Consider the following 13,580-nt stretch of genomic DNA (forward strand, 5'->3'; position numbering starts at 1 on the left):
GTCCTTTCAGCAGCAGGGGGAGAGTTCGGCGAGGAGGGGCGCGGACAGCTCGGGCGAGCCGGCGCAGCAATCCTTGACCAGGAACAGCGTCAGCGCCCGCAGGCCATTGAGGTCGGCGCGGTAGATGATGGACCGGCTGTGCCGCTCGGAGCGCACGATGCCCGCACGGGCGAGGATGCCGAGATGCGCGGACATCGTGTTCTGCGGTACGCCGAGCTGGCGGGCGATCTCGCCTGCCGCCATGCCGCCCGGCTCGTGTCGAACCAGCAACCGGAAGACCTCGAGGCGGGTGCCTTGCGCGAGCGCGCCTAAGGCGGCGATGGCCGACTCGTTATCCATGCATCCAGCATAGCGGATATGAGCGCTTCTGCTAGGCCATCATTTTGAAATGGCAGCTACGCACTGCCACATGGCTGGAAGCGGACCAGCAGCTAACCACCCACGATCGGATCTCACACGCCGTCGACTAGCGAGGCAAGCAGCGCGTCCAGTACCATCATGCGATCCGCTTCGCTCAGGCCCAGCAGGGTTCGCCGCGCATAGCGCACCGGCTTGGCCTTCTCAGACGGCTTGTCGACCTGCCCGTGCTGGTGGATGCCGGCGACGCGTGCGGCCTGCCCGGTGAAGCCGACCCATGCTTCGGTGTCGGTGGCGGCGGTGCGCAGGTACCGGGCTGACGCGAGCTTGCGGAACATGGCCGCCCGGCGGATGTGCCCCTTGCGTCGCAGCTTGCCGGCGCTGGCGTTCTGCATCCCCGGCTCGAGCGGGAGGTAGCGATCGACCTCGTCGCGGTGGAAGGAACGGATGCCGCCGGCCTCAATGTCGAAGCCGGTCATCAGCGGGCCATCCCATACCCAGCTCTTCATGAGGACTTCGCGCGGGTTCGGGTCGCCCTTGGGGTAGAGGAAGCGCACCGTGTAGGCGCCGCGCGTGGGTTCCGGACGCTTGCGGCGCGGCGCGAACGGAGAGCCGTCCGGATCCTGCTGGCGGGCGATGCGCGCCCGCTGGCTCGCCTGCACCTTCTTCGCCACCGATCGCAGCAGCCGGCGGCGCGCGTTTGCGTCGACGTTGCGCAGAAGCGCGCCCGCCAGCTTCTCGATCTCGATCAGATCGTCGCTCATGGCGTCGAGGTGGTGGCGCTGTCGATCATGCCGGCGACCAGAGAGACACCGCAGACGTCGGGGAACGCGTCGGCGATGATGGGTTCGTCCAGGTGACGTGCCGACCATTCCGACTTGCCGACGCGGTCGACCAGGACGTTCTCGGTCAGCTCGATGTTGATCGAGACGTCGGCGCTGTTCGCGTCGAGCAGTTCCGATTCGAATTCGAATGGCTTGTAGGGTGGCTTGTCGAGCAGATCGGGCTGCTGCTCGGCGACCCAGGCGAGGACCGGCACCATCAGCGCGTTCACCTCGCCGGTATAGCCCTCGACCACGACATTCAGCGTATAGCCGTACTGGAAGGCGAGGTTGCGGCCGCGGCGGCAGGTGATGCCGCCACGGTCGATGTAGAGCTGCAGCTTCTCCGGCTGATCCTTCAGCGCGGTCGCGAGCAGCAGGCGGCGCAGGCCCTCCGGCTTCTTCACCGGCATGCCTCCGGATCGTGCCAGCGGATCAGGCGCACCAGCTGGTCGCCACGGTCGCGCACCGCGCGTGCCATGCGGATCGCGGCGGCGCGGACGCCGGCCGGCATCGTCGGCTGGGCATCGGTGGGGAAGCCGGCGGGCTGCTCGGGGCAGCGCAGCAGCTCGGCCGGCGGCGTGTCGCGGACGTCGACCGCGACCGGCACCGGCTGCGGCACGGGCACTTCAACGGCTCGGCGCGCGCAGCCCGGCAACGTCGTTAAGAGCAGCGAACCAAGCGCGATCGACGCGACCCGTGCCATCCGCTTGTGCATCGACTTCGGCATTTGCGATCTCCATTCGTTCGGTGGCGGCCTTGGCGGCTTCGGCCGCGACACGGGCGAGGCGGGCATCGGCCAGCAGCTTGCCGTCGTGTTCGAGCATGGCCCGCGCCAGGCGCTCGGCAGTGGCGCGGTCGGTCTCGCCCTTGAAGGCGACGGCGAGGTTGATGGCGGTGCGGCAGCGCTGGCCATCGGCGAAGGTGACCGTCACCGGCTTGCCCGACGTGTCGGTGCGCTGCTCGCTGCCGCCGGCATAGGGCGCACCGGCGCCCGCGCAGGTGACCTCGACCCATTGCGCGTAGCGGTCGCGCTCGCGGTCGGCCTCTGCCCACTGGACGTAGATCCAGGCGGCGGCAGCGCCGAGCGCGAGCAGGGTGAGCCATTCGCGGGCGCGGGCGAGCTTGGCGAGGGCAGCTGCGATCATCACGGATCCTTTCGGGGAGTGAAGCCGCGCAGGCAGATCGCGCGCTCGCGCTCGCGGCGGTTGACCAGGCCCTGCACGACACGGCCGCCGGCCTTGTTCCACATGGTCACGGCGTTGCAGCCCTCGGTCCAGCGCTTCGCCCGGAAGTGGCGGGCGGCGGTGGAGGCGCAGAACTTGGGGCCGCCGATGTTGTAGGCGAGCGACACGGCGGCGGGCGCTTCCCGCTCGCGGCCGTAGAGCTGGGGCACGCACGCGATGACTTCCTCGGCATGCGCGATCAGCTCGCGCTCCAGCATCGCCGTGCATTGCGCCTCGGTATAGCGCTGGCCGAGCCGGACGCCCTTCGTAATGCCGTCGCAGGCAGTCGGCACGCGGACGATATCGAGATAGGCGTCGAGGTACTGGCGGCCCGCGACGTGACGAATCTGCACGTCGCCGGCCGGCGCGACTGTGGCTTCGACGGTGCGGCCGCTTTCGAAGAACGGCGTCACCGTGAACAGCGCCAGCGCGCCGCCGATCGTACCGATCACGCCGGCAAGGGTGCGGCGCTTGGGCGCCGGGGCGGGGGTGCGCGTGTCGGTCACGGCTTGTCCTTTTGAGCGGGGAAGAAGCGGTCGCGGATCAGGGCGGGCAGGCTGCCGGCGACGTCGGCCGCGCTGGCGATGAAGCGCGGCGTGGATTTGAAGGCGACCATGCCGGCGCTGAAGCCGATGCCCTGCAGCACGAACGGGTCAAAGGCGTAGACCGCGCCGATGCCGCGCTGGGCGAACCAGCTGACGGTGGTGCCGGCGGCGAACTGGATGCAGCGCTCCGACCAGGTCAGCCCCTTCTCATGAGCGAGACTGACCGCGGCGCCGAGCGCGCCCGGCGACAGACCCGCGAGGAAGGTCAGGAAGGAGTCGAGGATGTCGGGAAGCTTGGACATGGTCAGTCCCAGAAATCGAGGAGCTGGCGCTCGACCGGCGCGGCCTGCGCGGCGGGCGGGACGATGACGGGCGTGCCGATCGGCAGGATCGCGCCCAGCGCGGCGAGGCCGGGATTGGCAGCGAGGACGGTGCCCAGCGCTTCCGGCCCCAGCGCGCGCTCGCGGTGCAGCAGCTGGTCGAGGGTGTCGCCCTGGCAGGCGTGAACCACGTCCGCCATCAGATCAGCTCGACCGTCGTGCGGGTGGTGCCGAGAATGTCGCGGATCGCGTGGACGGCGTCGCGGCGCAGCTCGCCAATAGACGGATCCAGCGCGGTCGCATCGCGGTCGCCAGCAGAGGTGGTGTCGAGATCTCGAAGCCGCTCGATCAGTTCGAGCTTGGTCAGCGCGCCGATCGCACGGCGGAAGGAGATGACCAGGCGGCTTTCCCCGTCGAACTTGCGAGCGGGCACGTCCGCCAGCGACTCATAGCCGGCGGCCGTCTGCCGCATCGCCCAGACGCCGATCTGGTTGTCGATCGAGATCAGCGCTTCAAGGATGGCGGCGCGCAGCCGCTCGGGCGTGACCTTCGCCACGTCGCCCAGGCGGTGTTCGCGGCGCAGCTGCGCCGGGTCAATTGCCGGGTACCAAGGGTCGTCGATGATCGCCTCGACGGTGTCCACGGCATCCGGAACGACCGAGCCGACGCAGCCGAAGCCAGTCATACGAGCAGCCGGGCGGCGCAGGCGGCGCCGATGAGGAAGAGGATCAGGCCGACCGCGCCGAAGATGGCGAACGCCAGGCGCATGCCTTGCTCGCCCAGGTCACGCCCGACCGCCACGCCGATGGCACCGGCGAGCGTCAGCAGCGCGCCACCGGCCATGGCCAGCACGGCAAGGATCGTGAGGCAGATGGCGGTGACGGGCAGCATCGTGGATCCTCGATGAAAACGGGGGTGGGGATCGGAGGATCGCGGCCCTCAGCCCGAAGGCCCTCCCGCGTCTTGCGATCCGCCCCCGCGCCGGGGGGGCAGCTGGTGGTCGCCGAAGGGCTACTCCGGCGAGGAAGAGAGGCTGAGCATATGAGCAGCCAGGCCCTTGGTGCGCCGGTCGTGACGGATGGAGGTGATCGCGGAGACGACGGAACCGCCGATCAACGAAATCAGCGCAGCGACGGTAAGCCAGTAGAGAAGCACATCAGGTCTCCGGGGTTTGCAGTTCGGCGACGCGCTTCGTCACCGCCTTGATGGTGGATTTCACTCCGACGCGGTCGTGCAGCTTCTGGGCTTCGTTCAGCGCGACCAGCGAGCGGCAGAGCAGGGGCAGCGCCTGTGCGTCGGCGCCGGCCTCGGCGGCGGCGCGCGCGGTGCGGTCCAGCTCGAAGCCGATCGCCTTCATGAGCTTGGCGCGCACCTGGTCGTGCATGTCGACGCCGTCGACCAGCGCTTCGATCTGCTCCAGCACCGCCAGGTCGAAGGGCTCGCCGGCGGCCTGCGCCTTGATGGCGGCCTCGGCCACTTCCTCCGTGATCAGCGTCGCGGCGGTGCGCTCATAGCGTTGGGGCATGGGAACGTCGTGGCGCAGGACATGCTCGATCAGGGGCATGGCGCCCGCGAAATCGCCAACGTCGATCTTCCAGACCATGATGGTCGGCAGCACGTCGCCGGACGCACCGGCACCGGCCTTGGCGGCGCCAGACAGCAGCCCTTCGATCCAGGGGGCATATTCCGGCAGCATCTCGCGCTTTGCGGCGATCTTCAGCGTGATCGACTGGATCTGCTTGAGCCGGCGCAGGTCGTGCGTCAGTCGCATTGCGACCTGGGCGGCGGCGGTCGACGCGGCGCGATCGACCGAGGGGGGCGCCACCGCCGGCGAACCGGCGGTGGCGGTGCCGCCCCCATGAGAAAGGGTCGCGGCTTGTGCGGCCAGGATGCGTGCCTGGTGGCGTCGAGCGAGGCTCATTGCGACTTTCCGGAAGGGGGCGGATCAGGTGCGGGCGAAGCGGCGGATCAGGCGGCCGGCTTCTTGCCCAAGACGATGTTCTCGACGAGCGCGGTCATGCCGTAGTCCTCGACCACGTAGCTCTCGTTCACCGACTGATAGTCGGCGATCTGCTCGAAATCGGGTTCGTCGCGCAGCTGGCGGCGGCGGCTTCCCTCCTGCACATAGATCGACAGGTTATCGAGGCGGGTGACCAGCAGCGCGTCGGCCGGGAAGAACGGCACCATGACCGCCGTCTTGCCACCCAGCTGCTTGGGCAGGGTCAGGATGCGGTTGCGCGCCTCCACCTCGGTCGGCGTGTTGCCGGCGGTGTTGATGAAGTTCGAGAAGTGGGCGTGAACCAGGTCGCGGCCGACGATCACGACCAGGTCGGTGTCGTCGCGGTTCCATTCGTCCAGCAGTTCGGTCGCGGCGTACACCAGCGCGTCGAGGTTGGCGAAGTCGGCATTCGCCTCGTCCGCATTGCTCCCGTCCGAGTTCACCAGCACGACGTCGTCGCCAGCGGCAACGTAGATCGCCTTCGTCGCGCCGTCGGTCAGGTCGCCGTCGGCAAGCACCTGTTCCGGCGCAAAGGTGCGGATCTTGTAGAGCCAGCCATAGTTGACGTCCTGCAGCAGCGGGAACGCCTCGACGTCGGTGTTCTCGGCGCAGGCGACGCCGTTCCAACCGATCATGATGCGGTCGCGGCCGTGCTGCTTGACGATGACGTCGCCCACCAGCGTCTGGAATTCGGGCTTGTGGCGCCACTGGTCGAGCTTGGCATAGCGGATCGCGACATCGCTGTGCGTGATCTCGCAGCGATACTTGCCGCGGTCGCCGGTGTCGGTCGGGTCGGTGGCGATGCGGCGCTTGCCGGTCTTCGGATCGGTGCGGGTGCGGCTCGCGATCGGGCGAGTGACGCCCACGCCGACCTTTTCGCCCTCCTGGGCGAGGACGGGCACGACGTTGATCTTCTGAAGGAACTCGCTGGAGAGCTGGATCACCTCTTCCAGCTTCTGTTCGATCGCGGGCGCGACCGAGAACTTGACGGTGGTGTCGGCGACGCCGTTCAGCGACGCCACCCGGGCGAGGAGGGCATTGAACAGCGGACGGGTCTGGTTGTGCATGGGGTGGCTCCGGGAAAGGCGCAGGCGGTGGGGGCGGGAAGGGCGGTTGAGCCGGCGATCAGAAGTCGGTCTGGATCTGGGCGCCGCCGCCGGTGGAGGGCTGGCGCGAGAACTGCTGCGGTGCTTCGGTCGTCTCCAGCTTGCCCTTGACCGTCGACAGCTCGGTCTGGATGCTCGCGATGGTGCTGTTGACCGGCGCCAGCGCAGCGGCGAGCGCCTGCGACATCGTCTCGCCCATCGCGGTCGCGAACGCCTGCAGGTCGTTGTCGTTGGCGGGCTTGGGCGGTTCGGCAGGGGTGGTGGGCGTCTCGGCCTGCTTGTCGTCAGGCTTGGCGAACTTTGCCGCGAAGCTGTCGAACATGCCCTTCAGCGACGACACCAGGCCGGTCGGATCGGCGGCATCGTCCAGTTCGATCGACGCTTCCTCGGCAGCGGTGAACAGGTTCGCCTTGTCCTGCTTGCGCGCGGCGAACGGGTTGGCGTCGCCCTTGCCGGCGGCGAACTGGAGCATCTCGGTGCCGAGGCTGGCGGGGTTGTCGGTGACCGCCAGGCCGACGAGGCCGGCCTTGCCGCTGCCGCCGAAGTTCGGCGAGATCTCGCAGCTGGTGAACAGCTTCTGCTTGGCGCGGTTGACCGACAGCAGCTGATCGTTGGGTTCGAGCTGGGCCAGGAGCGCGAGGCGCTTTTCCTTCTTGCCCGCGATCGACAGCTCGATCTCTTCCGTCTTGAGCGCAGAGACGGTGCCATAGTTGTTGAACGGCGGCTCGGGGCTGTAGCCGCGCAGGTGCTCGCAGTTGATGCAGGCGGTGTAGGTCGCCGGGTTGTAGCCGGCCGCCATCTGCTCGATCCAGTCGCGCTCGATGACGCGGCCATCGGTGGTGCCGCCTTCGACGGCGATGCGGAAGAACTTGCTCTTAGTGGCCATGGCGGTTCGGTCCTCGGGGTCGGTTCGATGATGCCGGGACATCGCCGGCCGTTTGCGAAGCCGAACAGGGACCGAAGGCGGGCCGCTTCTCAAGCGCGCGCAATCGTAGAGACCGTCTCTACGATTGCCGCCGCTCCGTTTGCCCGTGGAGGCGTGGCTAGGCTCGCGCCGCCATGTCGATCCTCGCCAACCCGCTTGCCCTGCATGCCGACCCGCTGACGCTTCCGGTCGAGGACCGCCGGCGCGCGGCGCGCAGCCTGTATTGGCGCGGGTGGGAGGTGAGCCAGATCGCCGAGGAACTGCAGGTGGCGCGCACCACCGTGCAGTCGTGGAAGGATCGCAGCAAATGGGACGATGCGCCCAGCATCCGCCGGCTTGAGGACTGCCTCGAAGCGCGATGGATGGTGCTGATCGCCAAGGACAAGAAGACCCCCGGCGACTTCAAGGAAATCGACCTGCTCGGCCGCCAGGTCGCCGCGCTGGCGAAGGTCCGCCGGTACGAGGAACCGGGCGGGCACGAAGGCGACCTGAACGACAAGGTCGCCAACCGTAACCGGGGCGAGCGCAAGCCCAAAGCGAAGCCCAACCACTTCACCGCCGAGCAGGCCGCCGAGCTGAAGGAGATCTTCCTCAAGCAGCTGTTCGGGTACCAGGAAACGTGGTGGGCGAACCTGTCGCGCCGCACGCGGATGATCCTGAAGTCGCGCCAGATCGGAGCGACCTATTATTTTGCGTTCGAGGCGCTGATCGACGCGATCGAGAGCGGCCGCAACCAGATCTTCCTGTCCGCTTCCAAGGCGCAGGCGCACCAGTTCCGCAACTACATCATCGGCTTTGCCAAGCTGGTCGGCGTCGACCTGAAGGGCGACCCGATGCTGATCACCAGCGCGCTACGCCCCGAAGGCGAGGCGGCGGCCGAGCTGCACTTCCTCGGCACCAACTTCCGCACCGCGCAGGGCCGCAGCGGCAACTTCTATTTCGACGAGTTCTTCTGGGTCCACGGGTTCGAGGAGTTGAGCAAGGTCGCCTCGGGCATGGCGACGCACAAGCACTGGCGGAAGACCTATTTCTCGACGCCGTCCACCGTCGCGCACCCGGCCTATCCGTACTGGACCGGCGAGCGCCGTAACCGGAAGCGGAAGAAGGAAGACCGGATCGAGATCGACGTCAGCCACGCGGCGCTTCGCGACGGCCGGCTGTGCGAGGACGCGGTGTGGCGCCAGATCGTCACGGTGCAGGACGCGATCGACAAGGGCTTCGACCTGGTCGACCTGGACGAGCTGCAGGACGAATATGCCGAGGACGAGTTCGCCAACCTGTTCGGGTGCGTGTTCGTCGACGACAGCCTGTCGGCATTCCGCTTCAACGACCTGATCCGGCTCGGCTGCGACAGCCTGGTCGAATGGGAGGATTTCGATCCGGAGGCGGCGCGGCCCTATGGATACCGCCCGGTTTGGGCGGGCTATGATCCGCAAAACAGCGAGGAAGGCGACAACGCCGCGCTGGTCATCATGGCGCCGCCGCTGGAGTCCGGCGGCAAGTTCCGGATCCTCGAAAAGCACCAGCTGCGGGGGCTCGACTTCCAAGAGCAGGCCGAGTTCATCCGGAACGTGCTGTCGCGCTACAACGTGACTTATCTGGGCATCGACGCGACCGGCGTCGGCGCCGGCGTCTACCAGCTGCTCGCCAAGCCGGAGAGCGGGATCCGCGGCGTCACCAAGATCGAATATTCGCTCGAGGTGAAGGCGGCGATGGTGATGAAGGCGCAGAACGTCGTGCGCCGGCAGCGCCTGGCGTTCGACCATTCGCTGCTCGACGTCGTGTCGTCGTTCATCTCGATCAAGAAGACGGTCACCACCAGCGGCCGGAACGTCACGTTCAAGGCCGGGCGCGGCGGGGACGACGGGCACGCGGACGTCGCCTGGGCGGCGATGCACATCCTCATCAACGAGCCGCTGGACGGCAAGGAAAAGCCCAAGGGCTCCATGGAGATCATCGAATGAGCAAGCGGACGCGGCGGATGTCGCGGCAGGAAGCGCGTGCGGCCTCGGCCGGCGCGATCGAGCCGGTGTCGACCGAGGTCGAGGCGTTCAGCTTCGGTGAGCCGGAGGCGGTGCTCGACCGGCGCCAGCTGCTCGACCTGCTGGAGTGCCCGCACAACAACCGCTGGTACGAGCCGCCGATCTCGCGCGATGGGCTTGCCCGGTCGTTCCGGGTGTCGCCGCATCATAGCTCGGCGATCATCTTCAAGCGCAACCAGCTGGTGGGGTCGTTCATCCCGTCGCGCTGGCTGAGCCGCACCGTGTTCGCCAAGCTGGTGCAGGACTATCTGGTGTTCGGCGACTGCTTTGCCGTGAAGGTGCGCAGCCTGTCGGGCGCGACGATGCGGATCGACTATTCGCCGGCGAAATACACCCGGCGCGGCATTGAGGCCGGTCGGTTCTTCTACGTGCCGGGCGTGCCCAGCGAGAGCGAGTTCGACCGGGGCAGCGTGGTTCAGCTGATGCAGCCCGACGTGAACCAGGAGATCTACGGCGTGCCCGAGTATATCTCGGCACTGCAGGCGGCGCTGCTGAACGAAGCGGCGACGCTGTTTCGGCGCCGCTACTATCTGAACGGCGCCCACGCGGGCTATATCATGTACGCGACCGGCGACATCGACGCGAACGACACCGACAAGCTGAAGGAGGCGATGCGGGGCGCAAAGGGGCCGGGCAACTTCCGGTCGATGTTCGTCCATGCGCCCAACGGCAAAGAGAACAGCATCAAGATCATCTCGATCGCGGAGGCCGCGGCCAAGGACGAGTTCCTCGGCATCAAGAGCGCGACGCAGGCCGACGTCATGGCCGCGCACCGCGTGCCGCCCCAGCTGCTCGGCATCGTGCCGGCGCAGGGCTCCGCGTTCGGCAATCCGACCGATGCGACCGCGATGTTCCGGCGCAACGAGATCAAGCCGCTTATGGCGGCGTTCCTCGACCTGAACGACGCCGTGGGGTTGCCCGCGGTGGCGTTCGAAGAGGAAGAGGTGGCGGCCCAGGCCGCGTGACCCGTTACCCCGCCCGGCTTCGGCCTGGCGGGGGTTCTCCGGATGGCAGTCCGGCAAACCGACGAGACCCAGCTCGCCACGACCAACGGCCATCCCGCACCCGGCATGTCGCCAGGCGCGAACCCCATAAGGCGAGCTTTTTACCCGTGTATCCAACAAACGTACGTCCCGTCGCACCTGCAGCCGGCTATATCGGCGGCAAGCGCAATCTTGCGTCGCGGCTCACCGCGATCATCGCCCAGGTCGAGCATGACGGCTATGCCGAGCCGTTCGTAGGCATGGGCGGCATCTTCCTGCGCCGCCGGTCGCGGCCGAAGGCGGAAATCATCAACGACGTGTCGGGCGACGTCGCCACGTTCTTCCGCGTGCTGCAGCGGCATTACCCCTACTTCATCGACATGCTGCGCTTCCGCGTGGCGAGCCGCAACGAGTTCGAGCGGCTGAAGGCGCAGGCGCCCGAGACGCTGACCGACCTGGAGCGGGCGGCCCGGTTCCTCTACCTGCAGCGCCTGGCGTTCGGGGGCAAGGTGAACGGCCGGCACTTCGGCGTCAGCTCGGGGCAGGGTGCGCGGTTCAACGTCACCAAGCTGGAGCCGATGCTGGCCGACATTCACGAGCGCCTGGCCGGCGTCGTGATCGAGCAGCTGGGGTATGCCGAGTTCATCCGCCGCTATGACCGCGCAGGCATGCTGTTCTATCTCGACCCGCCATATTGGGGATGTGAGGACGACTATGGCCAGGACGTGTTCGGCCGGGCCGACTTCACGGCACTGGCGGACCAGCTCGCCGGCATCAAGGGCAAGTTCCTGCTGTCGATCAACGACACGCCGGGCGCGCGCGAGGTGTTCGGCCGGTTCCACCAGGCGCAGCTGCCGGTGACCTATACGGTCGGGGCAGGGGCGGCGAAGCAGGTCAGCGAGCTGGTGGTGGCGAACGTCGATGCGACCGCGCTATGCTCGCCGCGTGAGGCGGCCAACAACAACTGATCTGGAAGCGGCGGTGATCGGGGTGCTGATCGTCGCCGCCGCGATCGCCGCGATTTTGGGCTATATCTGATTGCGGTGTTGCACTGCCAGCAGCTGCGCGCCAGCAACGCAGCAACAGCGGCTAGAGTATCGTTCCCGGGATAACCCGGAGACGCAGGCGGCGCATCATTGTCGCGATCTCCTCAGGATCTCGTTGTAGCTGCTCAGCAATCGCTTTCACGGCAGCCCCTTGTTGAAGTTGATCCCGAAGCTGAGTGATGTGGGTCTGTGTCCACCGATGATGCGAGTCCATAGATCGTCCTCAAAACGATGAGCGTCGAGCAGTACGTGAAAGCCAAGGTGCTGGGGGGGCGCCGGGCTCAATCTTCGACGTGGAAGCCTCGCAGAACGCTGGAAACTACGTAGGCCCGCGTGGAGAAGGTGCCGACCGTTCGGGCGCTCGCTCCAGGCAGACCGCTTACATATAAGCCAGCTATTCAGGGGCAGGGACCTAGGCCTTCGCCGATGTGAGACGCTTAATTGCGGGCCGCTTCCCGTAGCCGGGCTGCATTGCGGCCCGTTCCTCTGCCTCGCCGATCCCCCGGATCAGCTTCCGCCATATCGTGTGCGCCCGGCGATGGAAGGCGCGGTCACGCTCACTCGTCGCCGCTTCTGCAGCGGCCAGACTTGCTTCGGCTTTGCTCGTATATTCTTCGAGTTTTGTCATCGACTGTCCTGCGCATGGCTTCCGGCTCAGGGGGCGATCGATGCCCGGGCCCAGATAGCATGAAAGATCGGGGATCGTGTCCGTCTGGCCGAAAGGCTCAGGCGAAGCCCCGGTCCGGGTTTTCGCTCAGGCTGCGATCCTCCGCGTTCGGGAGGGCGGAGGGAAGCATGGGGCCGCGCGATGCTGCGCTCTTGAGCCTGCGAGCGTCGGCGCGCTCTGCCGCAGTGGCCTCTTCCGCCCATGCGGCGGCGGCGATGTTGGCGATCTGTCGGCTGTTCTCGAGGGGGGCGGCAGCCGCAATCGCCAATTGGCGCGCCTCCTGCGTGCGGCAGAATGCGAGTGTAAGCGACATCATAGTTCCTTCGCCTGAGCGAGGTCACTGACCACGAGAACGGATCGATCGCAACGCCACGTGCCGTATGCCGCATCAGCGCCAACTTCGTTCTGGAGAAGTGCTAAACCCCCTCGTGAGGGTGTCAGATCGAGCATGATCATTTGCAGCTCCGGCTAGAGCGGGAGCACAAACCAGCTCTCAGTCGCATCCATGCTCGTTGCGGGCGGCGCGATGGATCCGAGATGGGGAGCCGGCTGCTCTGGCGCCAGAGGCATCGCCGAATAAAGACGCCGACGGGCGAGGCTGCAAGGCGGGTCGGAGCGCTCGATCACCCAAGCCGCGTAGCGAGCCAGATAGTGTGCGGCTGCCCCTGATCGTTTCCGCCCGCCTCCACGCGAGCGACCTCCACCTCGAACCCCGCCTTGGCAAGCCGGGCAGTGAAGTCGTCGTCGGGATAGGCTGACCAGACTGCCAGGACGCCGTCGGGGCGCAGGGCGCTTCGGGCCGCACGCAATCCCCAGTTGCAGTAGAGTCGCTCGTTTGCGAGATTGACCAGACCCTCGGGTCCGTTGTCGACGTCCAGCAGGATCGCGTCAAAGCCGCCCGGCTGTTCCACGATCATGTCGTGAACGTCCTTAATCTCCAGCGTCACTCTGGGATCGCGCAGCGAGGCACCCAAGATGTGCGCCAGGGGACCGGCGGCCCATTCGGCAACTTTCGGCACGAGCTCGGCCACGACAATCGTTGCGGCTGGCGGGAGCGCGGTCCTTGCCGCACGAAGGGTAAACCCCATCCCCAAGCCGCCGATCAAGACCCGCTGTGCGCGAGTGCCAAGGCGATCCAAAACCAAGGTCGCGAGTGCTTCCTCCGATTGGAAGGCCCAACTACCCATCAACTGTTCATCGCCGTAGAGGATTTCATAATCTACGCCGTGGCGGACCAGGTGCAGATGTCCGCCGCCGGGGATGTCGGCGACATCCACCAGAACGCCCCAACCGCTGCGGTCGACCGTGGGAACTTCAGCCGTGTTCAAGCCGGCCAAGTTCAGATGTCACCCCGGGAGGGGAGTGCGGTCGCGAAGCGGCGATCTATGTTCGAGACTTGTCCGCTACCGTCACGACCATCTGCGAGCGCTGTGGCTTTGGCGGCCATCTTCTGTATGGCCTGGCGGCGGTTACGAAGTGCAGTCATGCCTGGCTCCTGGAGAGCGGAGGAAAGGTGGCGGAAGCCGCACAGGCTTCCGCCAGT

The 13,580-nt window shown here is 67.1% G+C and carries 18 protein-coding genes; 3 read left to right on the forward strand and 15 right to left on the reverse strand.

All coding sequences use genetic code 11. The features are described 5' to 3' along the window. Positions 1-6 precede the first annotated feature (6 nt). From EO081_RS05935 to EO081_RS05995, 13 genes are all read right to left on the reverse strand, one after another. Positions 7-339, reverse strand: a complete 333-nt coding sequence (locus EO081_RS05935; RefSeq protein WP_129340949.1) for an ArsR/SmtB family transcription factor — start codon at positions 337-339, stop codon at positions 7-9. A gap of 113 nt (positions 340-452) precedes the next feature. Then, positions 453-1,121, reverse strand: a complete 669-nt coding sequence (locus tag EO081_RS05940) for a phage virion morphogenesis protein (RefSeq protein ID WP_129340950.1) — start codon at positions 1,119-1,121, stop codon at positions 453-455. Continuing rightward, a complete protein-coding gene (locus EO081_RS05945; protein WP_129340951.1) occupies positions 1,118-1,585 on the reverse strand; it encodes a phage tail protein in 468 nt (155 codons plus the stop codon). Before EO081_RS05945 ends, EO081_RS05940 begins: the two co-directional genes overlap by 4 nt. Beyond that, positions 1,582-1,800: a hypothetical protein gene (locus EO081_RS05950; RefSeq protein ID WP_240697551.1), complete on the reverse strand. Its 219-nt coding sequence runs from the start codon at positions 1,798-1,800 to the stop codon at positions 1,582-1,584. Before EO081_RS05950 ends, EO081_RS05945 begins: the two co-directional genes overlap by 4 nt. A 7-nt stretch (positions 1,801-1,807) precedes the next feature. Beyond that, positions 1,808-2,326 carry a hypothetical protein gene (locus EO081_RS05955; RefSeq protein ID WP_129340952.1) on the reverse strand — a complete coding sequence of 173 codons (519 nt, stop codon included), beginning with the start codon at positions 2,324-2,326 and terminating at the stop codon, positions 1,808-1,810. Next, on the reverse strand, positions 2,326-2,910 hold the full coding sequence (locus tag EO081_RS05960; protein ID WP_129340953.1) for a lysozyme: 585 nt from the start codon (positions 2,908-2,910) through the stop codon (positions 2,326-2,328). The genes EO081_RS05955 and EO081_RS05960 overlap by 1 nt, the downstream gene beginning before the upstream one ends. After that, a complete protein-coding gene (locus EO081_RS05965) occupies positions 2,907-3,251 on the reverse strand; it encodes a hypothetical protein (protein WP_129340954.1) in 345 nt (114 codons plus the stop codon). Before EO081_RS05965 ends, EO081_RS05960 begins: the two co-directional genes overlap by 4 nt. A gap of 2 nt (positions 3,252-3,253) precedes the next feature. Further along, positions 3,254-3,469 carry a tail protein X gene (locus EO081_RS05970; RefSeq protein ID WP_129340955.1) on the reverse strand — a complete coding sequence of 72 codons (216 nt, stop codon included), beginning with the start codon at positions 3,467-3,469 and terminating at the stop codon, positions 3,254-3,256. After that, a complete protein-coding gene (locus tag EO081_RS05975) occupies positions 3,469-3,954 on the reverse strand; it encodes a head completion/stabilization protein (protein ID WP_129340956.1) in 486 nt (161 codons plus the stop codon). The genes EO081_RS05970 and EO081_RS05975 overlap by 1 nt, the downstream gene beginning before the upstream one ends. Next, positions 3,951-4,160 carry a hypothetical protein gene (locus tag EO081_RS05980; RefSeq protein ID WP_129340957.1) on the reverse strand — a complete coding sequence of 70 codons (210 nt, stop codon included), beginning with the start codon at positions 4,158-4,160 and terminating at the stop codon, positions 3,951-3,953. Before EO081_RS05980 ends, EO081_RS05975 begins: the two co-directional genes overlap by 4 nt. 265 nt (positions 4,161-4,425) lie before the next feature. Then, on the reverse strand, positions 4,426-5,190 hold the full coding sequence (gene gpM, locus EO081_RS05985) for a phage terminase small subunit (RefSeq protein ID WP_129340958.1): 765 nt from the start codon (positions 5,188-5,190) through the stop codon (positions 4,426-4,428). A gap of 47 nt (positions 5,191-5,237) precedes the next feature. After that, entirely contained in the window at positions 5,238-6,335 is a 1,098-nt protein-coding gene (locus EO081_RS05990) for a phage major capsid protein, P2 family (RefSeq protein ID WP_129340959.1), read from the reverse strand. 58 nt (positions 6,336-6,393) lie between these two features. Then, positions 6,394-7,260 carry a GPO family capsid scaffolding protein gene (locus EO081_RS05995; protein WP_129340960.1) on the reverse strand — a complete coding sequence of 289 codons (867 nt, stop codon included), beginning with the start codon at positions 7,258-7,260 and terminating at the stop codon, positions 6,394-6,396. A gap of 173 nt (positions 7,261-7,433) precedes the next feature. On the opposite strand from EO081_RS05995, the gene EO081_RS06000 reads away from it, so the two are divergent. The 3 genes from EO081_RS06000 to EO081_RS06010 all read left to right on the forward strand — a co-directional run bounded on the left by EO081_RS06000 (position 7,434) and on the right by EO081_RS06010 (position 11,292). Further along, positions 7,434-9,263 carry a terminase large subunit domain-containing protein gene (locus EO081_RS06000; protein WP_129340961.1) on the forward strand — a complete coding sequence of 610 codons (1,830 nt, stop codon included), beginning with the start codon at positions 7,434-7,436 and terminating at the stop codon, positions 9,261-9,263. Next, a complete protein-coding gene (locus tag EO081_RS06005) occupies positions 9,260-10,306 on the forward strand; it encodes a phage portal protein (RefSeq protein WP_129340962.1) in 1,047 nt (348 codons plus the stop codon). Before EO081_RS06000 ends, EO081_RS06005 begins: the two co-directional genes overlap by 4 nt. Positions 10,307-10,452: 146 nt before the next feature. Next, on the forward strand, positions 10,453-11,292 hold the full coding sequence (locus EO081_RS06010) for a DNA adenine methylase (RefSeq protein ID WP_129340963.1): 840 nt from the start codon (positions 10,453-10,455) through the stop codon (positions 11,290-11,292). Positions 11,293-12,095: 803 nt separating this feature from the next. On the opposite strand, the gene EO081_RS06015 is transcribed toward EO081_RS06010, so the two are convergent. Both EO081_RS06015 and EO081_RS06020 read right to left on the reverse strand, forming a co-directional pair. After that, a complete protein-coding gene (locus tag EO081_RS06015) occupies positions 12,096-12,350 on the reverse strand; it encodes a hypothetical protein (protein WP_129340964.1) in 255 nt (84 codons plus the stop codon). Positions 12,351-12,660: 310 nt separating this feature from the next. Further along, on the reverse strand, positions 12,661-13,374 hold the full coding sequence (locus EO081_RS06020) for a spermidine synthase family protein (RefSeq protein WP_240697552.1): 714 nt from the start codon (positions 13,372-13,374) through the stop codon (positions 12,661-12,663). Positions 13,375-13,580: the final 206 nt, after the last annotated feature.

The organism is Sphingomonas desiccabilis, from assembly GCF_004135605.1.
GTDB classification, from domain to species: Bacteria; Pseudomonadota; Alphaproteobacteria; order Sphingomonadales; family Sphingomonadaceae; genus Sphingomonas; species Sphingomonas desiccabilis.

Coding starts and splice junctions, on each gene's coding strand:
- EO081_RS05935 (WP_129340949.1), bottom strand. CDS start 339: ATGGATAACGAGTCGGCCATCGCCGCCTTAGGCGCGCTCGCGCAAGGC.
- EO081_RS05940 (WP_129340950.1), bottom strand. CDS start 1,121: ATGAGCGACGATCTGATCGAGATCGAGAAGCTGGCGGGCGCGCTTCTG.
- EO081_RS05955 (WP_129340952.1), bottom strand. CDS start 2,326: ATGATCGCAGCTGCCCTCGCCAAGCTCGCCCGCGCCCGCGAATGGCTC.
- EO081_RS05965 (WP_129340954.1), bottom strand. CDS start 3,251: ATGTCCAAGCTTCCCGACATCCTCGACTCCTTCCTGACCTTCCTCGCG.
- EO081_RS05970 (WP_129340955.1), bottom strand. CDS start 3,469: ATGGCGGACGTGGTTCACGCCTGCCAGGGCGACACCCTCGACCAGCTG.
- EO081_RS05975 (WP_129340956.1), bottom strand. CDS start 3,954: ATGACTGGCTTCGGCTGCGTCGGCTCGGTCGTTCCGGATGCCGTGGAC.
- EO081_RS05980 (WP_129340957.1), bottom strand. CDS start 4,160: ATGCTGCCCGTCACCGCCATCTGCCTCACGATCCTTGCCGTGCTGGCC.
- gpM (WP_129340958.1), bottom strand. CDS start 5,190: ATGAGCCTCGCTCGACGCCACCAGGCACGCATCCTGGCCGCACAAGCC.
- EO081_RS05990 (WP_129340959.1), bottom strand. CDS start 6,335: ATGCACAACCAGACCCGTCCGCTGTTCAATGCCCTCCTCGCCCGGGTG.
- EO081_RS05995 (WP_129340960.1), bottom strand. CDS start 7,260: ATGGCCACTAAGAGCAAGTTCTTCCGCATCGCCGTCGAAGGCGGCACC.
- EO081_RS06000 (WP_129340961.1), top strand. CDS start 7,434: ATGTCGATCCTCGCCAACCCGCTTGCCCTGCATGCCGACCCGCTGACG.
- EO081_RS06005 (WP_129340962.1), top strand. CDS start 9,260: ATGAGCAAGCGGACGCGGCGGATGTCGCGGCAGGAAGCGCGTGCGGCC.
- EO081_RS06015 (WP_129340964.1), bottom strand. CDS start 12,350: ATGTCGCTTACACTCGCATTCTGCCGCACGCAGGAGGCGCGCCAATTG.